The organism is Pseudoalteromonas sp. S3178, assembly GCF_005886985.1.
In the GTDB taxonomy this organism is placed as follows: domain Bacteria; phylum Pseudomonadota; class Gammaproteobacteria; order Enterobacterales; family Alteromonadaceae; genus Pseudoalteromonas; species Pseudoalteromonas carrageenovora.
Map to the genome: position 1 here is coordinate 61956 of NZ_PNCW01000025.1, position 23840 is coordinate 85795.

Sequence of the window (23840 nt, forward strand, 5' to 3'; positions counted from 1 at the left end):
TAGTTGAGCAGTGTCAATTTGTTGTTATGGAGTTACCGTATGGAATTCGCTTTATTATCAATTTTAGTATTAGTGGTTGGGGCCTCAATTGTTGCGTCAAAATTTAATGATGATGGCGGAAACCCGTATCCTTTTACCCGTAAACAAACTGTGTTTACGCAGGTTGAAGGCGCATTTTTAAACCTGTTAGAACGTGCAGTTGGCGATCAATACAAAATAGTCAGCCGTGTTAAATTAATCGACGTGATTGATTGTAAGCAAGGCCTTTCTGCTAAATCTAAACGTGCTGCTTTAGCAAAAGCTAAAAATAAGCAACTCGACTTTGTATTAATCGACAAAGAAAAGTTGACCATTGTTGCCGCTGTTGATTTAGTTAACAACGCCAATAAAGATGGCCACAAAGCCCAACGCGATTGGTTTGTAAATGGCGCTTTAGAATCGGCTGGCATTCCACATATTCGTATGAAGGTTAAATCGGGCTACCGTCCTTCAGAAGTTCGCGATGCAATAATGTTTAAACTCGGAAAACCTGCTGCTGCGCAAACCCAGCGCCCAGTTCGCAACCGCGTACACAAACCAGCCGTGTTATCGCCTTCTCAAGCTAAAGCGCAAACAACCGCCTTAGCCGAAATATAAAATAGAATTAAATACTCTCCTAAAAGTATTTAAAGCGAGCTCATAAACAAGCTCGCTTTTTTGTTTTTTATAGCTAACTTCACGTATAATCAAGTTATTCAAACTCAGGAATTTAACACTATGAATGTTGGTATTATTGGCGCAATGGAGCCAGAAGTTAAAATTTTACGTGAAGCAATGCAAAACCCACAAATTTTAACTAAAGCAGGTTTCACTTTTTATACTGGCGAGTTAGCTGGAAACACAGTAACGCTTGTTCAATCTGGTATTGGTAAAGTTGCTTCAACTATTGCTACCACGTTACTGATTGATAACTTTAAACCTGATTGTGTTATTAACACAGGCTCTGCAGGTGGGTTTGATCCATCATTAAGTGTTGGCGATGTAGTCATTTCGTCAGAAGTTCGTCATCACGATGTAGACGTAACCGCATTTGGCTACGAAATTGGCCAAGTTCCACAAATGCCAGCAGGCTTTACAGCGCACCCAAAATTAGTAGAAGCTGCAGAGCAAACTATTGCACAAATTAGCGATGTTAAAACATTAGTAGGCTTAATTTGTACAGGCGATACTTTTATGTGTGACCCAGTACGTATAGACAAAGCACGCAGCGATTTCCCATCAATGCTTGCTGTTGAAATGGAAGGCGCATCAATTGCTCAAACGTGTTTTACACTTAATACACCGTTTGTTGTTATTCGTTCTATGTCTGACATTGCCGGTAAAGAGTCGCCGCAATCATTTGAAGAATACTTAGAAACTGCTTCAATCAACTCATCTAAAATGGTTGTCGCGCTTTTAGAAAAGCTAACGGCTGTAAGCCTTTAAATGCTTAGCAATATTGTTCAAAATCATTTGGACTTTATTGCCTTTATAATAGCGCTCCTCGCTGAGCGCTTTTTTCCTTTAGTGAGCTGGTACCACCCAAATACAGTATTAACCGCTGTTTTTAATGCTATTGGAAAACGGGTTTATAAACCAAGTGAACCTAAAAGCTACCTTTATTTAGCCTCCACCCTGGCCTGTACACTAGTTTTAAGCGTTATTCTTATTATTATTGTATTACTGCTCGAATTTGCCTTTTATCCTGAACTTCTCGCTGGCCTCATTTTATATTTGTGCCTTGAAAGCAAAGCGATAGATAAAAAAGCCCTGCGTGTTGCAAAGTTAGTAAAACAAAACCAAAAATCTACCGCACGTGAGCTATTAAAACCACTGCTTGCCAGAGAGGTTAACAAGCTCTCAGCGCAAGGTATAATTAAAGCCTTAATTGAGAGCTTAATTTTACGAACTGCTCGAAATTACTTTGTGGTTATATTCATATTTTTATTATTTGGACCCATTGGCGCTTTAGCATATCGGCTCCTCACTTTAATGCAGCAAGCTTGGCGCACCGATATCTCACCTAATAGCCACTTTTTAAAACCGCTTAAAATCATTTTGTTTATAATCGAATTTATTCCAATACGCCTACTTGCGTTAACAATTACCGCAAGTAAAGCCAGTAAACAAAGCATGCATTATATAAAGCACTATGGCAGACATTTTTATCAAACAAATACAGGCTGGATTTTAAGTGCGTGCTCTGCATCTATTGGCGTGCAACTTGGCGGACCTGCGGTTTACTTTGGTAAGCGCTTTAATAAAATGCGTATTGGTACTGATAGACTACCTTCACCCGATGATGTGCCCGTAATAATTAATAGATTAAATCAGGCTCGTGTATTTTGGTTTTTAGTCATTATCAGCATCGAAATATTAAAAGGAATTTAGTGGTTTTAGCTGCCAAAATACGAGCACAAAAAAACCAGCCTAAGCTGGTTTTTATCGTTTTAACTGCTGCGCTTACGCTACAGTAATATTCGCAAACTTACGTTTACCTACTTGGTAAATAGCCGTCGTGCCTTTTGCTACTTCAAGTTTAGTATCAGTGATTTTATCTTCACCGTTAAGTTTTACCGCGCCTTGCTTAATCATTCGCATTGCTTCAGATGTACTTGCTACTAAGTTTGCTTCTTTAAGCAAGTTAGCGATTAAAATACTGTCTTCTGCAATCGTAATTGTAAGCTCAGGGATTTCATCAGGAAGCGCTTTTTTCTGGAAACGTTTGATAAAATCGTCATGTGCCGCTTGCGCATCTTCTTCACTATGAAAACGAGCGATTAGTTCTTTAGCCAGCTCAATTTTAATATCGCGCGGGTTAGTACCTTGCTCAACACGTTCTTTTTGCGCTGCAATTTGCTCAATTGAAAGACCACTTAGTAAGTCGTAGTAGCGCCACATTAATACATCGCTAATCGACATTACTTTACCAAACATATCGTTTGGTGCATCAGTAATACCAATGTAGTTACCTAGCGACTTAGACATTTTTTGAACGCCGTCAGTGCCTTCAAGCAATGGCATCATTAATACAGTTTGAGGTTTTTGACCTTCTACTTTTTGCAGCTCACGGCCCATAAGTAGGTTAAAACGCTGATCAGTACCACCAAGCTCTACATCTGACTCAAGTGCAACCGAATCCCAACCTTGTACAAGCGGGTATAAAAACTCATGAATCGCAATAGGCTGACCGCTACCGTAACGCTTTTTAAAGTCGTCACGTTCTAGCATGCGTGCCACTGTTTGGTTAGCAGCAAGCTTAATCATACCTGCAGCACCTAGGTTTTCCATCCACGTAGAATTAAATGCAACCGTTGTTTTAGCCGGATCTAATATTTTAAATACTTGCTCTTTGTATGTTTCAGCATTGGCTAGTACATCTTCGCGAGTAAGTGGCTTACGCGTTACGTTTTTACCTGTTGGGTCACCAATCATGCCCGTAAAGTCACCAATTAAGAAAATTACCTCATGACCTAAGTCCTGAAAGGTCTTCATTTTATTAATTAGTACAGTGTGGCCTAAGTGTAAATCTGGCGCTGTAGGATCGAAGCCTGCTTTTATTTTTAGCTTTTTGCCCGACTTTAGTTTTTCAACTAGTTCGTCTTCAATTAATATTTCTTCTGCACCGCGTTTAATCTCTGCTAGAGCGGTTTGTAAATCCACTTTGTGTTACTCCAAAATTCTGCCGACGAAGGGGCGACTAGTTACTTGCGTAGTCACGGTTTAATAAAGGTTTAAACCGAATATATAGATGTAGCTAACATAACAAATTTCTACCTAATTAAAACAACTTTTTAAGTGATTCATGCAACTAAACAAAATCAATTGAGTCTTACCTAGGTAGAGCGTTAAAAAAGGCTTTCTAAGCCTGATTTTAGCGTAATTTAAGGTCAGTTTAAATCTACAAAACACTAGTATTCGTACATTATTAGGTATATCCTGCAATATTATGTATTTATTATCTTGACAGCAGAAAAAGGCACGTTATGGTTCACGTGGTTCGCACGCTCCCCAAAAAACACAAATTGCTTATATTAGGTTTGGTTTCTGCTATTGTTGGCTTAGCCTTTCTTCCTTCTGAAAAAGCCACTGCATCCAAAGACAATAGTGCAAATGCACTAGAGATTGGTAAACGCTACGAGTTACAAGTAAAAGTTGATGGAAACGAAAAATTAACTGAGCTAAATTCAGAGCAAGCAGCAGAAAAGTTACCAGAATACGACTTTGTCGATCATAAAGTTAAAAATGGCGACAATTTAGCAATTATCTTCAAGCGAGCTGGCTTTTCAGCGCAAACGCTTCATAAACTAATTAACACAAACGCAGAAACACGCAAGCTAACAAAAATTCACCCCGGTGAAGTACTTAGCTTTGCTACCGCTGAAGATGGCTCTTTAGCACAACTGCGTTATGTAATTTCAAAAACTGATACGCTGTTTGTTACCTTAAATGATGAAGGTAATTACGATACAGCTATCGACAGTAAAGAAATTGAAACGATAACCAAAACCGCTGGCGGTGAAATATCTAACAACTTTTGGACGTCTGCAATTGCTGCAGGATTAAGTGAACGTCAAATAATGAACTTTGCGGATATTTTTGGTTGGGATGTCGATTTTGCAAACGACATTCGTAAAAACGATCAGTTTGGTTTAATTTACGAGTCTCACTACGTTGATGGTGAGTTTATTGGTACTGGTAAAATTATTGCTGCAGAATTTATAAACCAAGGCCAACGCTTTGCAGCTATTCGACACACCGACGGCAACTTTTATACGCCTGAAGGTCGCAGCATGAAAAAGGCATTTTTACGCGCACCCGTTAACTTTAAATATATTAGTTCAAGCTTTAACCCTAAGCGTTTACATCCAGTTACTGGGCAAGTAAGAGCTCATCGCGGTATTGACTACGCAGCACGTACAGGCACGCCTGTAGTTGCATCAGGTAACGGTAAAGTAATTAAAGCAGGTTACAGCAAATATAACGGTAACTATGTATTTATCAGCCATGGTACACAGTACGTAACTAAGTACTTACACCTTAACAAAAAGCTGGTTAAAACCGGCCAAAAAGTTAAGCAAGGCGATAAAATTGGTACTGTTGGTTCAACAGGTCGCGTAACAGGCGCTCACTTACACTATGAGTTTTTAGTTAACGGTGTTCACCGTAACCCTAAAACCGTTAAGCTTCCTAAGTCAGAGCCACTACCTCGCTCAGAGCTTGCTAAGTTTAAACCTATTGCTGATAACTTTATTGCACAGCTAGAACGCAATCGCGAACTACAGCTAGCACTTAAGTAACGTTAAGTTATAGATAATAAAAAAGCCTTTGCTGGGTAACCCGCAAAGGCTTTTTTGTGTTTTTTATTAATTTATTAGTTCATTAATACATAAATAAGCTGCACTACTATAGACAGCATAACAAGCGGCCAAATATATTTGCTGTATTTGGTTGCTCCATCAAGCCCCATTTTACTTTGGTACTTTTCTAGTAACGGAATAAGCACTGCCAGGGCTACAAACAAGCAAATTAAAATAACAAATATGTTCATAGCGATTCCTACGGTAACTCATGACCTTTAGCACTTACATAAAGTGCATACCAATGTTCGCGGCTTAGCTCTACATTTACAGCATCACAAGACGCTGCAATTCGCTTAGCGTTAGTTGTGCCAATAATTGGCTGTATAGATGCAGGATGGCGTAGCAACCATGCTAGTACAATAGCTTCTGGCGAAGTTTCGTAAAGTGCGGCAAGTTTATTAACAAGTATGCTGGTATTTATATCGGCTTGCGATGCATTTGATAAGTCGCTCCCTGTATATAAACCTTGGCACAAACTACCCCAACTTTGTATTTGAATATCAAAATGGCGACAGTATTCAACACTGCCAGGGGTAAAGTTTAGGTCTTTACCATCAGCATTACCTGCATAAACACCTTCATCAACAAACTGGTGTTTTTGTAAGCTTGCTTCAATTTGATTAGCCACTATTGGCATATCGAGTGCGTGTTGTAAAAAGTTCATTTGATGTTGCTGCATATTCGATACAGCAAAATTACGCACTTTGCCGCTTTCTTGTAAGCAGCTAAATATTTGCGCTATTTCATCTACTTCCATAAGCGGATCTGGACGGTGTAGCATAAGTACATCGAGGTAATCTGTGTTTAAACGCTTTAATGAGCCTTCAACTGACTCCTCAATCCATTTTGCTGAGAAGTCATAACGCTTAGGTCCTTGCTCGTCTTCAAAGCGAATACCGCACTTAGATTGAATATACATTTTTTCTCTAAGTTCTGGACGCTCACTTAATGCTTTACCAAAAACCTGCTCTGCTTTACCAAAGGTATAAATGTCGGCATGGTCAAAAAAGTTAATTCCGCCTTCAAAGGCATTATCTATACATTCATGAGTTTGCTTTAGGTGTGCGCTAGTAATTGCATCTTTGTTCCAACCACCGCCTAAACCCATGCAACCAAATACAAGTTTACTAACATGAGGTAAGTGTTTTGCTAAAGGTGTGTGAAGCATGATAACTGTCCTTAAAGTTTAGAAGAGTCATCACTGTAAACAAAAACGCTGTATCTATCTACAAATTAGGCACAAAAAAAAGCGCAGTAAACTGCGCCTAATGGTTGGTTTAATTTTAAAGCGAGAGCTTAGCCAACAAGTGCTAGCAATATACCAGCAGCTACTGCGCTACCTAAAACACCGGCTACGTTTGGCCCCATCGCATGCATAAGTAAAAAGTTATGAGGGTTATTTTCAAGCCCTACTTTATTAACTACTCGAGCAGCCATTGGTACAGCCGACACTCCCGCTGCGCCAATTAATGGGTTAATAGGGGTTTTAGAAATTTTATTTAAGCCTTTTGCCATAAATACGCCCGAAGCCGTACCAATTGCAAAAGCCAATGCACCAAGTACTAAAATACCAATAGTCTCAACTGTTAAAAACTTATCTGCTGCTAGTTTAGAGCCAACAGCTAAGCCTAAAAATATAGTGGTTATATTGATGATTTCGTTTTGAGCGCTATTACTTAATCTATCTACAACACCCGACTCACGCATCAAGTTACCTAAACAAAACATACCTACAAGTGGTATAGCCGCAGGTAAAAACATCGCAGTTAAGCTAAGCACCATTAGAGGAAATACAATTTTCTCTTTTTTAGATACTTTGCGCAGCTCAGGCATTTTAATTTGACGCTCTTGAGGTGTTGTTAGCGCACGCATAATTGGCGGTTGAATAATTGGTACAAGTGCCATGTAAGAGTAAGCCGCTACAGCTATTGCGCCAAGTAAATCTGGTGCAAGCTTTGAGGCTAAAAATATTGCTGTAGGGCCATCGGCGCCACCAATAATGGCAATAGCTGAGGCATCTTGTAAGGTAAATTCAAAACCAGGCACATAGTTTAATAGTATTGCACCAAACAACGTTGCAAAAATACCAAACTGCGCAGCAGCACCAAGTAATAACATACGCGGATTAGCAATTAGCGCACTAAAGTCTGTTAATGCCCCTACGCCCATAAAGATTAATAACGGGAATATTCCCGTATCAATACCTACGTAATAAACGTAGTAAAGTAAACCACCGGGATCTGACAAACCCGCCACAGGAATATTAGTAAGTATTGCGCCAAAGCCAATAGGAAGTAGTAACAGTGGCTCAAAGTTTTTAGCAATTGCTAAAAACAATAATAAGCACCCTACTGCAATCATTATCAAACCAGGAAACGTAAAGTTAGCAATACCTGTAGCATGCCAAAGGTTTAAAAGTGCTTCCATTTAAACTCTCCCTTAAGCTAACGCTATAATTGCGTCGCCTGTTGTTACCGAGTCACCCTCAGAAACAAGCACTTCAGCTATAGTACCGGTATGCATTGCACGTACTTCGGTTTCCATTTTCATGGCTTCCATAATTACAACTACATCACCTTCGTTAACTACTTGGCCCGCTTTTACTTTTACTTTAAAAATATTACCGGCTAACGGTGCATTTAAAGTTTCGCCAGAAGCAACCGATGCAGACTGAGGTAAATGCTCAGAGTCTTTAAGGGTTACTTCTTTAAGCTCTCCGCCTTGCGCTACAACTACATCATAAACTTTACCGTCTACCTTAACGCTGTATTGCTCTGCTTTTACGCTATTTTTACCTGCTGGTTTTGCAGCCGGTTTATTCGCTTCATCGTCAGCACTTGGTACTGCTTCAAACGCATCTGGGTTATTACGGTTTTTAATAAACTTAAGGCCAACTTGTGGGAATAACGCATAAGTTAGTACATCGTCTATTTGATCATCACAAAGCGTTAAGCCTTGCTCTTTTGCCTCTTTAAGTAACTCAGCTTCAAGCGTTGCAAGCTCTGGCTGTATCTTATCAGCAGGACGACATGTAATAACTTCGCTACCATCAAGCACTCGCTCTTGTAGCTCTTTATTCATAGGTGCTGGCGTTAAACCGTATTCACCTTTTAGTACACCGGCAGTTTCTTTAGTAATTGTTTTATAACGCTCGCCAGTAAGTACGTTAAGTACAGCTTGTGTACCTACAATTTGTGATGTTGGTGTTACAAGTGGAATAAAGCCTAAGTCTTCACGTACACGTGGGATCTCAAGTAACACTTCATTTAGCTTATCGGCAGCGCCTTGCTCTTTAAGTTGGTTTTCCATATTAGTTAACATGCCACCAGGTACTTGAGCTAATAAGATTCGTCCATCAACTCCCTTAAGGCTACCTTCAAACGCAGCGTATTTTTTACGTACGTCCCTAAAGTAAGCCGCTATCTCTTCAAGCTGATTTAAATCAAGCTCGGTATCGCGAGCAGTTCCTTCAACAATCGCTACAATAGTTTCTGTTGCAGAGTGACCATAAGTCATACTCATAGAAGAAATAGCGGTATCAAGCATATCGATACCTGCATCAATTGCTTTTTGATACGTTGCAGTACTTAGCCCCGTAGTAGCATGACACTGCATAGCAATAGGAACAGACACAGTTTCTTTAAGTGCTTTTATAAGCTCTTCTGCATCGTATGGCTTTAATAAACCCGCCATATCTTTAATACAAATTGAGTGACAACCCATATCTTCAAGCTGTTTTGCAAGAGTTAACCACATATCAAGTGTATGAACAGGGCTTACTGTATACGAAATAGTACCTTGCGCATGCGCACCAACTTTAACAGCCGCCTTAATTGCAGTTTCTAGGTTACGTACGTCGTTCATTGCATCAAAAATGCGAAATACATCAACACCGTTTTTGTGTGCGCGCTCTACAAACTTTTCAACTACGTCATCAGCATAATGGCGGTAACCTAATAGGTTTTGGCCGCGTAATAGCATTTGCTGTTTAGTGTTTGGCATTGCCTTTTTAAGTGCACGAATACGCTCCCACGGATCTTCACCTAAATAACGAATACATGAATCAAATGTTGCGCCGCCCCACGATTCAATCGACCAATAACCTGCATCATCTAACTTGCTTGCAATAGGAAGCATGTCGTCTAAACGCATACGTGTTGCTAATAAAGACTGGTGAGCGTCGCGTAATACTAATTCTGTTAATTTTAATTTAGCCATGTGTGTGCCCCTTAGTTATTATTTGATTTGTACTGAGCAATGGCAGCACTAATAGCAGCGATGTGCTCACTAGGCACACCTTGAGATTTAAAAGACGGTGATTTAACCGATGTTGTCACTTCTGGTTCGCTAAAACGCGCAACCAAGTTAGACATAAGAACAACCGCACCAATTAATATCGACAAAAATACAAACACCCCAACCATACCGGTTAGCATTAAGCTACCTGCAGTTGTAAGTAGAGCACCTATATCCATTACTCTCCCCCTTAAAACCCACATCGAAATAAAAAATCGATTTATTTAAATAATTATTCACTGGATGATAACAAAACTAATAGCTTTGTCTACACCTTGTAAATTGGTAAAACCAATTAAAATAAAAATAACATATCACCCCCTTGGTTAACATAACTAAAACAGCCATAAACACCGCTACGTATAGATGATAAAAATAACGGTTATAGGCAAAGGTTATATCCATAACTTTAACAATCCATAAATACCATTAAAAATAGCGCGTTACAGGTATAGTAACCTTAAAGCCAATTGGTAAAATGTAAATTGGTCTTACCAAAAAAGCGTTAAACTTAGGTATCTATATATCTTGTTTACTAAAATTACATAGGTGTGAATAAGTTACATAACAAAGCGTAAAAATTACTAAGCCAATAGTCACCTATAATTATCAAAAAACAATTAAACAATTGATAAATAACAACAAAATAAACTGGCATGTAACTGGCATTAGTTATTCCGAACGATTTGATAAACCAAGGAGAAGACAATGTTACGCTGGACAATCACATTTTTAGTTATTGCTTTAATCGCTGCAGTGTTAGGTTTTGGTGGCATCGCAGGTGCCGCAGCTGGTATAGCAAAAATTATATTTTTTATCTTTTTAGTACTTTTAGTGATTTCATTAGTTTCAGGTGCGCTACGTGGTAAATCACCCAGGTAGATAAGGCATACGACTGACCAACACTAAATTAATTAATACTTACAAGGAATTACACTATGAACTCTACAACTTTAAAAGCAGCCTTAGTCGCAGTATTTGCAGGTTTTTTCATGATGGGTTGTGAAGACAACCACGCAGAAGAAGCAGGCGAGCGTATTGATGAAGCAGTAACTGACGTGCAAAACTCTGTTGAAGATGCATGTGAAAATGTAAAAGAAGGCGTTAACGCAGAAGAAACTAACTGTTAATTCTTCGCCTTTAGAAAAAAGCGGCTTACGAGCCGCTTTTTTGTGCCTGCAATAAAATCCTCACTTTAAAGCTGCTCATTTAGGGGCTTACTGTTAAAATGTCAAAAAATACGCTTTAAGTAAATACAATATGGCATTCACAACTACCTACACGCTTGATAAACCTTATTTTTACGAGTGCTTTGACGAGTCGCTTCCTTATAGTAAACGCGCCAAACCCAAGTATTTTTTACTAGTACTACTTATTGCGCTTGGTTTATTTGGTATTTATGGATTGGACGATCATTACCTAGGTACATTTATGATCATGTTAGCCGTGCTGGAATGCGTGGCATTTTACTACCGCCGACCTTGGTGGGTTACTAGGCAAATGTTTAGCAGAGCATCAGGCTCCGAGGTTACGCTCACTTTTGATGATGAAGGCATTAAATCGTCTAATCATTACAAAAGCTACCAACTAGCATGGCAAGATATAACTGAGGTAGTAAATACACCAAACGGTTTGTTAATTAAAAATAAAAGCGGTATGCAATACATCTCAAAACAAATACTAAGCCCTGAAACACTCGATTTTATAAACAAAAAAGCCACTCAGTGAGTGGCTTTTTAACTAGCTGAGTAAATTACTCAACTACGTATACGTGTTGATTAAGCATTGCCCGGATTAGGGTTCGACTTTTCAGCTTGTATGCGCATGTAAATCTCTTCACGATGCACAGATACGTCTTTAGGTGCATTAACACCAATTCGAACTTGATTTCCTTTAACACCTAGAACGGTAACTGTTACTTCGTCACCAATCATTAGGGTTTCACCTACTCTACGAGTTAGTATTAGCATTCTCTTGCTCCCATGTTCCAATAAAAATTATAAGATTCCGCTTAAACATATTAATGAAAAATCGATTGAAAAGTAAGTAAAAACTCCCAAACTACTCATTTTCCGTTAAAAATGTTTTATGTAATGCACGAACAGCCAACTCTAGGTACTTTTCATCTATTAAAACTGAAATTTTAATCTCTGACGTAGAGACTAAAACCACGTTAATATTTTCCTGCGCCAATGCATCAAAAAATAAACTAGCTACACCAGAATGCGATTTCATACCCATTCCAACAGCAGACACTTTAGCCACTGTGGTTAATCCGCTAATATTATCGGCGCTTAATTGAGCTTGTTGCTCAGTAATTAATTCAAGCGCTTGCAGATAGTCATTCGAGTGCACAGTAAAAGCATAGTCTATTTTTTCAAAGTTATGATTATCTTGATTAATCATATCTATTTCGACGCCATTATCGGCAAAAAGTTTCAAAATTTTTGCAAGGTATTGAGTGCCACTTGGCATACCTTGTACCTTAATTAAACATTCGTCGCGATTAAACGCAATACCCGAAACAACCTTACTTGGCATGTCGCTTTCCTCAAAGCTAATTAATGTGCCTTCATCAGGGTTAAAGCTTGAAAGCACCCTAAGCGGAACATTGTGTTTACCTGCCGCCTCTACAGAGCGAATATGCAATACTTTAGCGCCTAAACTAGCCATCTCTAGCATTTCAGCAAAGGTTACTTGGCTCATTCGACGTGCATTAGGTTCAACACGAGGATCTGTAGTATATACGCCATCAACGTCTGTATAGATCTGGCATTCATCGGCTTTTATTGCGCCGGCAATTTCTACTGCTGAGGTATCTGTGCCACCACGGCCAAGGGTTGTAATATTGCCCTCAACATCACGCCCCTGAAAACCCGCAATAATAGCAATGCGGTTATGCTCAAGCTCATGCTTTAAACGCGTAGCAGCAATGTCCTCAATTCGGGCTTTGCCAAACATGTTGTCGGTTTGAATATTAACTTGATCAGCAAGTAGGCTTACGGCCGAATGGCCACGCTTTATAATAGCCATAGCTAGAAGCGATACAGACACCTGCTCTCCGGTGCTAATTAATACATCTAGTTCACGGCTACTCGGGCGAGCATCAATTTGTTTGGCGAGATTAATTAAGCGGTTGGTTTCTCCCGACATAGCCGAGAGCACCACAACCACTTGATGACCTTGTTGCCTAGTTTTAACAACAAGGTCGGCGACCGCCTCTATTCGCTCTATTGAGCCAACTGAAGTGCCGCCATACTTTTGGACAATAAGTGCCACGTAATCTTAAACTTTCTCGGTTACCCAAGCTGTTACGCTATCAAGCGCTGTGTTTAAGTTTTCAGGCTGAGAACCACCCGCTTGAGCCATATCAGGACGACCGCCGCCTTTACCGCCGACTTGAGAAGCCATGTGGTTTACAAGCTCACCGGCTTTAACTTTACCTGTTAAGTCTTTAGTTACACCGGCAATTAGGCTTACTTTGTCGCCACTGGCAACACCAAGGGCAATAACACCTGAGCCAATCTTGTTTTTAAGGTCATCAACCATACCACGAAGCGCTTTAGACTCAGTACCTTCAACGTTTGCAACTAATAGCTTAACGCCATTAATTTCTACTATCGAATCAAGTAAAGACGCACCTGCAGCACTTGCTAGCTTGTCGTTAAGCTGAGCAATTTGCTTTTCAAGGCCTTTAGACTTTTCAAGTAACGCAGTTACTTTTTCAAGTACTGATGCGCTATCGCCTTTAACAAGCGCTGCAACATCGTTAAGCTGTTGCTCTTGCTCGCTTACATACGCTACGGCATCTGCGCCAGTTACTGCTTCTATACGGCGAACGCCTGCAGCAATACCGCTTTCAGATACAATTTTGAATAAACCAATATCGCCAGCTCGCTCAACGTGTGTACCACCACAAAGCTCAATTGAGTAATCACCAATTGTTACTACGCGTACTTCGTCGTCGTACTTTTCGCCAAACAGCGCCATAGCACCTTTAGCTTTAGCATCATCAATTGCCATAAGTTCAGTGTTAAGTGCAAAGTTACGACGAATTTCGTCATTAACTACACGCTCAATTTCACGCAGCTCATCTTTTGTAACAGCTTCAAAGTGAGAAAAGTCAAAACGTAAACGGTCAGCTTGAACTAGCGAGCCTTTTTGGCCTACATGTTCACCCAACAACTGACGAAGTGCTTCATGTAAAATATGCGTAGCTGTGTGGTTTTTCTTGATGCTATCACGGCGTGCGTCATCAATAGTGGCATCCACTTTATCGTTAACACCAATACGCCCTTGTACTGTACCGTGGTGCGCAAATGCATTACCAAGTTTAGTGGTGTTAGTAACATTAAACTCGCCACCAGCAACGCTAATAGTACCGGTATCGCCAGTTTGGCCGCCCGATTCTGCGTAAAACGGTGTGCGGTCTAGTATTACAATGCCTTCTTGGCCATCTTCTAATAACTGTACGGCTTCGCCACCGGCAAAAATTTCTACCACTGTTGCGCTGTAATGCGTGCTGTCGTAGCCTTTAAACTCAGTAAGCTTTTCTGATTTTAATTGCTCGTTGTAATCTGCACCAAATTTACCCGCTTGCTGCGCAGTTTTACGCTGTACAGCCATGCATTCTTCAAAGCCTTTATGATCAATCGTCATTTGGCGTTCGCGCGCAACATCGGCGGTTAAATCGGCAGGGAAACCATACGTGTCGTAAAGTTTAAATACTAAATCACCTGGGATCACATCGCCTTTAAGGTCACTTAAGCTTTCTTCTAAAATAGCTAAGCCACGTTCAAGTGTTTTACCAAACTGTTCTTCTTCAATGCGAAGTACTTTTTCAATAATTTCTTGTTGCTTAGCAAGCTCTGGGTACGCTTGACCCATTTGCTCAATAAGTGCAGCAACTAATTTAAAGAAAAACGCGCCTTGTGCGCCAAGCTTATTACCGTGGCGAACCGCACGACGAATAATACGACGTAGTACGTAACCACGGCCTTCGTTAGATGGCATAACACCGTCTGAGATTAAAAACGCACACGAACGAATATGATCCGCTACTACGCGAAGTGACTTATCGTCCATATCTTGCGCGTTAGTTACGCTTGCAGCTGCTGCAATTAAGCCTTGGAACAAATCGATTTCGTAGTTTGAATGCACGCCCTGCAAAATAGCAGAAATACGCTCAAGGCCCATTCCTGTATCAACAGATTGCTTAGGTAATGGCAGCATAGTACCGTCGCTTTGACGGTTGTACTGCATAAATACTAGGTTCCAAATTTCGATAAAACGGTCGCCGTCTTCCTCTGGAGTGCCCGGAGGACCACCCCAAATGTGCTCACCGTGATCGTAAAATATTTCAGAACACGGACCACACGGGCCTGTATCACCCATAGACCAAAAGTTGTCTGAGGTAGCAATACGAATAATGCGATCTTCACTTAAACCAATATCTTTTGACCAGTACTCAAATGCTTCTTCATCATCATGATAAATAGTAACAAGCAGTTTTTCTTGAGGTAATTTAACAACCTCAGTTAAAAACTCCCACGCAAACTTAATTGCTTCTTGCTTAAAGTAATCACCAAAGCTGAAGTTACCTAACATTTCAAAAAATGTATGGTGGCGCGCCGTGTAACCAACATTTTCTAAATCGTTATGTTTACCACCAGCACGTACACAACGCTGCGAGCTTGTCGCACGTGTATATGGGCGTGATTCAGCGCCTAAAAATACATCTTTAAACTGCACCATACCGGCGTTGTTAAATAACAACGTGGCATCGTTACCCGGAATAAGCGAGCTTGAAGGTACAACTTGGTGTTGTTTGCTGGCAAAAAAGTCTAAAAACTGTTGCCTAATTTGTGCGGTAGTCATGTGCTGCATTTGAAAGTCTCACCTGTATTTACTGTGCTTGCATTGCAAAATTAATTTCATCGTAGCTAAACCCTCGATACATTAAGTAGCGCACGCGCTTAGCTTTGTCTTTGTAATCGAGATTTGGCGGTGTATCCGAATATTTTTTGTTGTACGCATCCTGCGCCAGCTCAAACCAATCTATTTCAAGCTCTTCAACTACTCTTTCAAGTAGCGAACGGTCAATCCCTTTGCCCATGGCTTCGCTTTGAATACGCTTAAGCCCGTGGCATTTAAATATGTGTTTTCTTACAAAGCCTTCACAGTATCGCTGCTCATTAATAAAATTGTGCTCTTCGCACCAATTAAGCAGGTTTTCGATAAACTCGTTTGTGGCTTCTTTTTGCTGTAGTTTTTGCGTTAACTCACGGCGCGAATATTCTTGGCGCCCTAGTAACCAAAGTACATAATTTTTTAGCTTTTGCTTTAACTTATCATCCATTAAGCGTCAAAACGCCCGCTTGTATCGCTGCTAAGTGGCTTAACATTGCTATCGTCACTTGGTGGCACAATTGGCATAAAAATAGCCTGATAAGATACAAAAAAGCTAATGTAGCAAATTGGCATTAAAATCAATAGTGGTAAGAACGATAAGAACATAGAAAGCGCCATAAATAATGCGCAAATAACGCCAAATACGCCCAGCGGAAATAAATTATGGTAAAACACCATTAACGACTTTTTAAGTGCCGTTAAAATACGTGCTTCTTTACTAAAGTAAACAAGCGGTACAGCGTACGCAAATGCCGTTAAATAAATAAGCATCGCCATAAAAAATAAAATAACATTAGCGCCAGATATACTCTCAAGCATTTGCTCAAGTGCTACGTTTGGATCAAGCCCTGGTTGGCTCATAACAGCCACTGCATCGGCAAATAAACCATTAGCAAGTAACGCCATTAAAATACCCGCACCCATTTGATAAAGCGCCAAACGCAGTAACCCTAAACGATTCCCCTTTGCCGAAAACGGTTTGAGTATATCGGCCAGCATAATTTTACCGCCTTGCTGTTTTGTAAGCACCGCCTGATAAAATCCAGCGGTTAAAAACGGCGTAGCTAGTGCTGCAACAACTTGCAGTAAAGGTAAAAATAAAGACAGTAGCCCTACAATGCCAATAAATAAATGCATAAAAATAAAGGTTGCTGGCTGGGTTTTAAAAATAAGCCATCCGGCTTTAAACCACTTTAGGCCTGCATCAGCTTTAAAAATTCGTAATTCTGTAGACATACTTGCTCTTAATTTAAAACGAAACACGCCAAGTATAACTTGGCGTGAGGGGGGATTAATAGACAGAACGCAATTAAATGCTTAAGGTTTTTTAATTTTCTTAATGTCTAGCATGTGCGCGCCGTGCTTAATTTTAGTTTCTAGGTACGACTTATTACCTGCAACACCCGCTTTAATGTGTGCGTGAGTACCAATGACTGAGTCAACCTCAATACCTGCATCTCTGAGTGCATTAAGCTTTTTAGGGTTATTAGTCATTAATTTAACGTGGCTTAAGTTAAGTGCATTAAGCATTAACACCGCATCCGAAAAATCACGTAAATCGTCGGCAAAGCCTAAGTGGTTATTAGCCTCGTAGGTGTTCATACCTTGCGATTGCAGTACATAGGCATCAATTTTATTGTACAAACCAATACCGCGCCCTTCTTGGCGCAAATATAGTAAAACACCGCCTTTTTCGTGCATCATTTCAATACATTCATTTAATTGCTCACCGCAATCACAACGTGACGAATGAAATACATCTCCTGTTAAACACTCAGAGTGCATACGAATAAGCGGCACAGCTTGCTCGGTATCGGCGTTATTAAACACCATAGCAATATGCTCTTGGCCATCTTTTAAGTCAGTAAATGACACTATTTCTGCAGGGATATCACTGTTTTTGCCAACATTAAGCTGGACTCTTGCTCTTACTTGCGCCACGACAAATCCAAATATTTAAATAACTACGACACGATAAGGTGATAATATCACAAACGTTTAAATTTAGATCGTAGTACAACATTGTTTATCGCAATTATATGGCGACGACAGCCGCTGTTTTCAATGATTAACCGCAATTTAAAACACCCTCAACAAATGAGTTAAGCATTTACGTTCATTTACCCATTTTAATGACAACCATTCTTATTTGGTGTACGTTATTATAAAGTATAAATATTAATAGGGATTATTATGAAGCCACAGCAACTCGCCTTATTTGTTGGTTTAAGTTTATCAGCGCTAAGCGCAACTACTTTAAGCACCCAAGCACTAGCTAGCCAAGCAAACGACCCTCAACGTGTTTTTAGCCAAGCATACAAAAATTATTTAGCTGCCGTTAAAGCAGACGAAAATGTACAACAAGCTGCAGAACTTGCTTACACATCGGGTAAAGCTGTTTATGGTAAAAACGACGACAACACCGCTAATTTAGCAATTAACTACGCTAAGGCGATTAATGGCTATGGGACAGAGCTAACTGAGCAACGCTTTAATCTCTACAAAGAAGCGCACACCATTTTGGCAGGTAATCATGGGGAGCAATCTGTAGAAGTTATTGATGCTTTATTTGGTCAGGCAAACTTCGCTCCATCGGCTTATCAAGCAGATAACTATTTAGAACAAATAATTGAAATAGCCGAAACACAAAACAACCCTAAGTTTGTAGCCGACATGAAGCTCGAAGCTGCAACGCTACTTGCTAAAAAGCATAGCCACAAAAAATACCGTGAAGCCAAAAACTACCTAGAAGCCGCCGACGAATACTACCGAGAAAACGTACCTAATGGCTCAGTAGAACAAATTAAGGCCGATTTTTTAATGGCTTCTTTTGCCGAAGGCAGAAAGAGATACAGCCAAGCCATTGAGCGCTTAAACAATATAGTTACCGTGTTTGACGAAAACTTAAGCTTTGATCACAGTGCAGAGCTAACAGCTCATTCGCGCCTTGTTAGCCTGTACGAAAAACAAGGCAAAAGCGATGAAGCAACTAAGCATTGCCTAGCTATTGCCCAAATGGTGCCTTGGAAAGAATCCCAACAGCAAACACCGCTCTACCGTGTTCATCCTGAGTACCCTCAAAATAAAGCTAGATTTCGTAGCGATGGTAGCGTTGTTATGGAGTTTGAAGTAGATACTGCAGGCTTTGTTAAAAACCCTAAAGTACTTAGTTCAGAAGGTGGCAGCGCATTTGAAAAGTCAGCTCAAGCTGCCATAGAACAATGGCGTTACGCGCCAAAGTTTGAAGATGGTAAACCGGTTAGCGCTGTAACTCAGGTGCAACTCGACTTTAAAATTAACCGATAAGCTAAAATATAAAAAAGCGCCATATGGCGCTTTTTTTAAATTTATAAATTAGCTCTAAATCTTAGCGAGTATTTTATCGCTTGCCGCTTCTATTAAATCAAGCACACTTTCAAAGCCGTCATCGCCGCCGTAGTATGGGTCGGGTATAGCGCTTTGGCTTTGCTCGCCGTATTCTAAAAACAGTGCCAGCTTGTAATGTAAATGCGCAGGGCATTGCGCTTTTAAATCAGCTAAATTTTGTGTGTCGGCCGCTAAAATTAAATCAAACTCAGTAAAGTCACTGGTGCGCACTGGGCGCGAAAAAATACCTTTAAAGCTATAACCGCGTTTTTCACCCGCAGCCATTGAGCGGCTATCTGGCATTTTACCTTCGTGATAACCAATAGTACCTGCCGAGTCTACTTTTACCTCAACACCTAATTTTTTAGCGCGTGCTTTTAACACCGCCTCTGCTGTTGGCGAGCGGCAAATATTACCTAAACACACTATAAGTACTTTTTTCATCAGGCAGGCTCCTTAAAACTGTTTTAAAATATTCGCATCATACTCATCAACGTTAAGCGTAACGTTATACTTTGCAGCCACACTATCAAGCTCTGTTTGCTTTATGGCTAATTCGTCCATGGTAATAGTGTTATCGTCTAGCTGCCATAAAAGTCGTGAGCCCGCATAACTATAATGAATCGCTAATAACGCATCGGCATTACCTTCGCGCCCTGCTGCTTTTAACTTAGCCATTTTGCGGGTTATTTTGTTAAGTGCTTTTTTAAGCTCCCACACATAAACAACTTCTGTCATAAACGTATGTGTACGGTATTTATTTAACAGCCAGCCAATCGCCAAACTTGTTATAACAACACCGGTTAAATTCCAATGAAAATGGCTCCCGCTTTCATCAGGAAATAGCGCAATTAATGTTTGCGATATAGCCAAGCTGCCAACAGCCAAACCCGCTGCACAACCTGCAATTACCCGATTTAAATGCTTGCGGTAACGTGCTTTATCTATTTGTATGAGTTGCATAACAGCCTAAAAATTTATAAGTAAAAGAATACAAAACGCTATTGTAACTAAACCCCGCAATTTTTATAAAATTATTTAACCCCTTTTTGATTTGCCCCCCGTTATAGCTTTTAAATAACCCAAATAAGTTTACTCGGAGCGGCTTATGCACACACTTGAAGTACCTAATAACTCAGCATTTATTAAAACATCAACCGCCGTAATTGGCGGTGCAGTAATGACCTTTGCGGCTTTTGCGTTTATGCAATATTTAATCTCTGGCGAGCAGCGCGCGCCTATAAAGCTCGGCGGCGATATTATTGTAGAAATTTTTCAGGCACCAGAGGATAAACAAACAACCACCATAAAAAGAATACCACCACCGCCTATGCCTAAAGTGCCGCCAAAAGCACCACCGCGAGTTTCACCCAGTGCCGATCCAATTATGGCAATAAACACTGCCCCACCATTAATAATGGACAGCTTTGGTGATGATATAAATAGCACCATTAACCGCCCTACCGGGGATGCAACGCCCATAGTGCGCATAAACCCTAAATACCCAACGTCTGCTGCTCGCGATGGCATTGAAGGCTGGGTACAACTTAGCTTTAATATTTCGCCCACCGGCGAAGTAATAAATCCAGTCGTTATTAACGCAGAGCCAAAACGCACCTTTGATCGCGAAGCAATAAGAGCCATTAAACGCTGGAAATATCGCCCCAAAGTAATTGAAGGTGTGGCACAATTACAAACTGGTCAAACCGTACAGCTCGATTTTAAATTACAACAATAATACCAATCCGCAATAATACTTAATCATTTTGTGGGGCTAAACGTGTCGCTACCTGTGTTAAAAAATTCTCATTTAGAACAACTAAATAGCGAATTTTTTGCCTAGCTATCAACACGTTTTTCTACCCTCAAAATAGATCACTTAATTAAGCGAATTGGTATAAAAGCGATGAGCCTATGTTACTAAGTATTAAGTCATGGTTATTTGAAACGCCAAGCAAGGATTGCATGGCAAGTTACGCAAAAAGTGGCAACAATCGTTACTTAGAGCAGCTTATTGCCCTCTACAGTAACGATTTATATCACTACCTAGTAACGCAATCTAATACACATTTAGCATACGACGTAAGCCAACAAACATGGCTAAAGGTAATCGAAAAACGCCACCTTTACCAAGCGCAAACCACACCCAAAGCGTGGTTATTTAAACTTGCCCGCAACACATTAATAGACGAATACCGCAAACAGCAGCGCTTTGTAGAGCTTGACGAAAACACCCATCTACCCGCGCAGCAAAATGAGCAAAGCAATATAAGTTATCAAGCATTCGATAATGCACTTAAACAGCTAAGCTTTGTACAGCGCGAAGCCATTACCTTACAACAAGAAGGCTTTAGCCTTGCCGACATAGCGCTTATAACCCAAAGCAACCATGAGAGCGTAAAAACGCGGTTACGCTATGCCAAACAAAACCTTAAACGTTTATTAGGAGCAAACAATGAACAAGCCTGATGAGCAGTTTGACCAAAAGCTCACACAACACTACAAAGAGCGAAAAGCACGCACTACGCTCAATGCTTCGCAGCAAAAAGCGTTACTTATTAAAGCCACGCAAACAAAGCCTAAAAAGTTCGGCTTTACACTACAACTTGCCAGCCTCGCCTGTGCTCTGGGCGTGTTTGCATTTATTGTTTTTGATAGCAGCAATGGCATTAACTACGCTCCAAAAACCGTGCTTAACAGCTCATTTAAGACTATAGACATTCACGACTACTCAATTATTAAAACCCACGAAATAAACCCATCAGGCAGTTACACAAGCGCCATCACTGAGCAAAAACATATGCTCGATACGCAACATGCCAATAGCTTACGCCTACACCAGCAACGCCACATAGAATACGGCACGCTCGTAAAGGTCGATAACGACTGGTATATAGCCAGTTGTAATGACGAAGTACTGGTACAAATTAAACAGTCGCTCTTAAGTGATTTAAAGGGAAAGCACGCAGTTGAAAGTAATATAAATACGGGTGATATGCTCGCTATGGCGCATAACGGTAAAGGGCAGATTATAGCGCTAAAACATGCGGGGGCTGGGGTTAGGCAATGTGGGGTTTAGGTTGTTTTTAGTAAGGTGGTAATTTAAATAGGTAATTACCACCGAGAACACAGAGGCACTTCGCGCTGCACAGAGACAGTTAACTATCGCCCATATAATCTAATGGTGAGGAAAGCTCTATAAACTCACGATAATGATCGTTTGTAATTTTGTTATACCCATCTTTGATATAAATATACTTTATCCAAAGTATTGTAGCTTTCTCTTCTTCCCCTTTACGAAAATTATGATCTACTAATTCTTTTTCTACTCGTTCTAAGTCGCTTAAAGGCCTTCCCCTAGTATCATCTAGAAAACTAAAAACGCTAAAACCTTCACTTTTAAACACTTCACAAAAGACACGCTCAATAAAAGTTGAAAGAGGCATGAGATAGTCTTTTTCACTATATAAGCAGGTATTAATTCTAGTACTACTTGCATATAGGTTTGGACTTAAAAAATATGCTAGCGGTCGTGATAAATGCTTTTTTAATATATTTTTTTGTAAAAAGCTGCTCAAACTTATATTTTGCATTTCACCTTTAGTATCTTGTTCTTTCCGCTGAAATCGATCGCTTATTATCTCATCATAAAGTGAATGATCTTTTTCATGAATACAAAATAAAACCGCTAGCACGAGTACATCTACTTTCTTACCACTTTGTAAATTTACAATAATGGCAATTATACGCTCAGTAATCTGAATGGCTGTTCTTGGTTGTACTTCAAACGCATCTAATACAACAGAAATATTAGCTAATGTAGCTTGTGGGGTTTCTCTGTGAGAAATTATCTCGATCTTTTTACTTTTTAAATACGCAGATTCAAATTTAGTTATATCGCTATGTACTGATAAAAAATCCTTCAAAGCAGGACGCTTTAAACTATAGCGACTATTAAAAAAGCGGCCTAGGTAAATCTTAGCGTCAAACCCTTCACCATAAATTGATTTAATTGTATGTTGAAGTTGCTCAGTATCCGTAGCCACAACAAATACAATACCTTTAACATCAAAAATATGCTTAATCGTCTCTAACATTTCTACTGCATAACTTGGGCGACAACGATCTAATTCATCAATAAAAATAAATATGGGTAACGACTTACCTTCCTGCTTTTCAAACTTACTGACCCAATCAGCTAGCTTAGATTTGATTACTTCAATGCTTTTATTTTTAGCTTCATGATCTTTAATCAAGTTTTGTGCTAGCGCCTTTACTGCCGGTGAAAAGTCACTGCCAGACGGTTTATTGGAGCTTTGTTTTTGCTCGCTATCAATTTCATCATCAGAAAATAGTAATGTGTGTAGTTCATCTAAATCTATGCCTGATATTTTTTTAGTTAAGCCTTGTGCAATAGCAGGTGCAACAGCCTTAAACATCGAAACGGCGCTTTTAGGTATTTTTATATTAAACTTAGCCTGAAGTTGAAGCTGTTTAATGATACCTGCAATTACAGTTAAAAATGGATCGTCTGAATAATCTTGCTGCCATGCGTCAATATATACAACCGGGTAATTTACTATTAACTCTTGCGACCAACGCTTAAGAAAATACGTTTTCCCTGCCCCCCACTCCGCATTTAAATTTAATACATAGTTTTTCTTTTGAGTTCCTTCAGGGCGATTAAGGTCAAACCCTTCTTGAGCCAATAGTCTTGATAAGAAAGTGGCGTAGCGAGCACGATCTAATTTATCAGCAGGAAAATACTCACCTACTTTGCAATTAGTTGGATTATCCCATTTGAAGTCTTTAACCTCAGTCATTTAATGTCCCTTTAAATAATGCTTTTTCACATAGTGTAATATCGAATTATCAACAGTTGCATTT

General features: G+C 39.9%; 26 protein-coding genes. 11 read left to right on the forward strand and 15 right to left on the reverse strand.

What is annotated here, in order from left to right; genetic code table 11:
* Window positions 1-39 precede the first annotated feature (39 nt).
* From CWC11_RS07140 to CWC11_RS07150, 3 genes are all read left to right on the forward strand, one after another.
* A complete protein-coding gene (locus tag CWC11_RS07140) occupies window positions 40-636 on the forward strand; it encodes a DUF2726 domain-containing protein (protein ID WP_058549542.1) in 597 nt (198 codons plus the stop codon).
* 120 nt (window positions 637-756) lie between these two features.
* Complete coding sequence (mtnN, locus tag CWC11_RS07145) at window positions 757-1464, forward strand: 5'-methylthioadenosine/S-adenosylhomocysteine nucleosidase (protein ID WP_138682141.1); 708 nt, start codon at window positions 757-759, stop codon at window positions 1462-1464.
* Window positions 1465-2409: a cobalamin biosynthesis protein CobD/CbiB gene (locus CWC11_RS07150; RefSeq protein ID WP_138682142.1), complete on the forward strand. Its 945-nt coding sequence runs from the start codon at window positions 1465-1467 to the stop codon at window positions 2407-2409. It abuts the gene before it with no gap.
* Window positions 2410-2481: 72 nt separating this feature from the next.
* On the opposite strand, the gene tyrS is transcribed toward CWC11_RS07150, so the two are convergent.
* On the reverse strand, window positions 2482-3681 hold the full coding sequence (tyrS, locus tag CWC11_RS07155; protein WP_058549539.1) for a tyrosine--tRNA ligase: 1200 nt from the start codon (window positions 3679-3681) through the stop codon (window positions 2482-2484).
* 323 nt (window positions 3682-4004) lie between these two features.
* On the opposite strand from tyrS, the gene CWC11_RS07160 reads away from it, so the two are divergent.
* Complete coding sequence (locus CWC11_RS07160; protein ID WP_138682143.1) at window positions 4005-5318, forward strand: peptidoglycan DD-metalloendopeptidase family protein; 1314 nt, start codon at window positions 4005-4007, stop codon at window positions 5316-5318.
* A gap of 74 nt (window positions 5319-5392) precedes the next feature.
* Here the strand turns inward: CWC11_RS07160 and CWC11_RS22805 are convergent, their stop codons facing one another.
* The 5 genes from CWC11_RS22805 to CWC11_RS07180 form a co-directional block, all read right to left on the reverse strand.
* Window positions 5393-5569, reverse strand: a complete 177-nt coding sequence (locus tag CWC11_RS22805; RefSeq protein ID WP_171038403.1) for a hypothetical protein — start codon at window positions 5567-5569, stop codon at window positions 5393-5395.
* Between the two features lie 8 nt (window positions 5570-5577).
* A complete protein-coding gene (locus CWC11_RS07165; protein ID WP_058549537.1) occupies window positions 5578-6549 on the reverse strand; it encodes an aldo/keto reductase in 972 nt (323 codons plus the stop codon).
* A 128-nt stretch (window positions 6550-6677) separates the two neighbouring features.
* Complete coding sequence (locus CWC11_RS07170; protein WP_058549536.1) at window positions 6678-7808, reverse strand: sodium ion-translocating decarboxylase subunit beta; 1131 nt, start codon at window positions 7806-7808, stop codon at window positions 6678-6680.
* A 12-nt stretch (window positions 7809-7820) separates the two neighbouring features.
* Entirely contained in the window at window positions 7821-9599 is a 1779-nt protein-coding gene (gene oadA, locus CWC11_RS07175; protein WP_058549535.1) for a sodium-extruding oxaloacetate decarboxylase subunit alpha, read from the reverse strand.
* A gap of 11 nt (window positions 9600-9610) precedes the next feature.
* Window positions 9611-9856: an OadG family protein gene (locus CWC11_RS07180; protein WP_138682144.1), complete on the reverse strand. Its 246-nt coding sequence runs from the start codon at window positions 9854-9856 to the stop codon at window positions 9611-9613.
* A 529-nt stretch (window positions 9857-10385) separates the two neighbouring features.
* Here CWC11_RS07180 and CWC11_RS07185 point away from each other — a divergent pair.
* The 3 genes from CWC11_RS07185 (at window position 10386) to CWC11_RS07195 (ending at window position 11405) form a co-directional block, all read left to right on the forward strand.
* Complete coding sequence (locus tag CWC11_RS07185; RefSeq protein ID WP_002961939.1) at window positions 10386-10559, forward strand: DUF1328 domain-containing protein; 174 nt, start codon at window positions 10386-10388, stop codon at window positions 10557-10559.
* A gap of 56 nt (window positions 10560-10615) precedes the next feature.
* Complete coding sequence (locus tag CWC11_RS07190) at window positions 10616-10807, forward strand: hypothetical protein (protein WP_138682145.1); 192 nt, start codon at window positions 10616-10618, stop codon at window positions 10805-10807.
* Between the two features lie 130 nt (window positions 10808-10937).
* Window positions 10938-11405, forward strand: a complete 468-nt coding sequence (locus CWC11_RS07195; RefSeq protein ID WP_058549533.1) for a YcxB family protein — start codon at window positions 10938-10940, stop codon at window positions 11403-11405.
* A gap of 50 nt (window positions 11406-11455) precedes the next feature.
* Here CWC11_RS07195 and csrA read toward each other — a convergent pair whose 3' ends face one another.
* The 6 genes from csrA to CWC11_RS07225 form a co-directional block, all read right to left on the reverse strand.
* Entirely contained in the window at window positions 11456-11647 is a 192-nt protein-coding gene (gene csrA / locus CWC11_RS07200) for a carbon storage regulator CsrA (RefSeq protein ID WP_004587515.1), read from the reverse strand.
* A gap of 91 nt (window positions 11648-11738) precedes the next feature.
* The gene (locus CWC11_RS07205; protein ID WP_138682146.1) at window positions 11739-12956 is read right to left on the reverse strand and encodes an aspartate kinase; all 1218 of its coding nucleotides are present in this window, start codon (window positions 12954-12956) and stop codon (window positions 11739-11741) included.
* Between the two features lie 6 nt (window positions 12957-12962).
* Window positions 12963-15563 carry an alanine--tRNA ligase gene (gene alaS, locus CWC11_RS07210; protein ID WP_138682147.1) on the reverse strand — a complete coding sequence of 867 codons (2601 nt, stop codon included), beginning with the start codon at window positions 15561-15563 and terminating at the stop codon, window positions 12963-12965.
* A 19-nt stretch (window positions 15564-15582) separates the two neighbouring features.
* On the reverse strand, window positions 15583-16035 hold the full coding sequence (locus tag CWC11_RS07215; RefSeq protein WP_138682148.1) for a regulatory protein RecX: 453 nt from the start codon (window positions 16033-16035) through the stop codon (window positions 15583-15585).
* A complete protein-coding gene (locus tag CWC11_RS07220; protein ID WP_138682149.1) occupies window positions 16035-16823 on the reverse strand; it encodes a BPSS1780 family membrane protein in 789 nt (262 codons plus the stop codon). The genes CWC11_RS07215 and CWC11_RS07220 overlap by 1 nt, the downstream gene beginning before the upstream one ends.
* A gap of 81 nt (window positions 16824-16904) precedes the next feature.
* Window positions 16905-17528, reverse strand: a complete 624-nt coding sequence (locus tag CWC11_RS07225; RefSeq protein ID WP_058549528.1) for a GTP cyclohydrolase II — start codon at window positions 17526-17528, stop codon at window positions 16905-16907.
* Between the two features lie 252 nt (window positions 17529-17780).
* Between CWC11_RS07225 and CWC11_RS07230 the strand changes: the two genes are divergently transcribed.
* Entirely contained in the window at window positions 17781-18893 is a 1113-nt protein-coding gene (locus CWC11_RS07230; RefSeq protein ID WP_138682150.1) for an energy transducer TonB, read from the forward strand.
* A gap of 54 nt (window positions 18894-18947) precedes the next feature.
* Here the strand turns inward: CWC11_RS07230 and CWC11_RS07235 are convergent, their stop codons facing one another.
* Complete coding sequence (locus CWC11_RS07235; protein ID WP_138682151.1) at window positions 18948-19397, reverse strand: low molecular weight protein-tyrosine-phosphatase; 450 nt, start codon at window positions 19395-19397, stop codon at window positions 18948-18950.
* Between the two features lie 12 nt (window positions 19398-19409).
* Window positions 19410-19916, reverse strand: coding sequence for a DUF3087 domain-containing protein (locus tag CWC11_RS07240; RefSeq protein WP_138682152.1), 507 nt, complete (start codon window positions 19914-19916; stop codon window positions 19410-19412).
* Window positions 19917-20061: 145 nt separating this feature from the next.
* Here CWC11_RS07240 and CWC11_RS07245 point away from each other — a divergent pair, with 145 nt between their 5' ends.
* The 3 genes from CWC11_RS07245 to CWC11_RS07255 all read left to right on the forward strand — a co-directional run bounded on the left by CWC11_RS07245 (window position 20062) and on the right by CWC11_RS07255 (window position 22032).
* Entirely contained in the window at window positions 20062-20691 is a 630-nt protein-coding gene (locus tag CWC11_RS07245) for an energy transducer TonB (protein ID WP_138682153.1), read from the forward strand.
* A gap of 176 nt (window positions 20692-20867) precedes the next feature.
* Window positions 20868-21422, forward strand: a complete 555-nt coding sequence (locus CWC11_RS07250; protein WP_138682154.1) for a sigma-70 family RNA polymerase sigma factor — start codon at window positions 20868-20870, stop codon at window positions 21420-21422.
* A complete protein-coding gene (locus tag CWC11_RS07255; protein ID WP_138682155.1) occupies window positions 21409-22032 on the forward strand; it encodes a hypothetical protein in 624 nt (207 codons plus the stop codon). The genes CWC11_RS07250 and CWC11_RS07255 overlap by 14 nt, the downstream gene beginning before the upstream one ends.
* A gap of 79 nt (window positions 22033-22111) precedes the next feature.
* Here the strand turns inward: CWC11_RS07255 and CWC11_RS07260 are convergent, their stop codons facing one another.
* Window positions 22112-23776 (reverse strand): KAP family P-loop NTPase fold protein, encoded by a 1665-nt coding sequence (locus tag CWC11_RS07260; protein WP_138682156.1) that lies wholly within the window; start codon window positions 23774-23776, stop codon window positions 22112-22114.
* Between the last annotated feature and the right edge of the window lie 64 nt (window positions 23777-23840).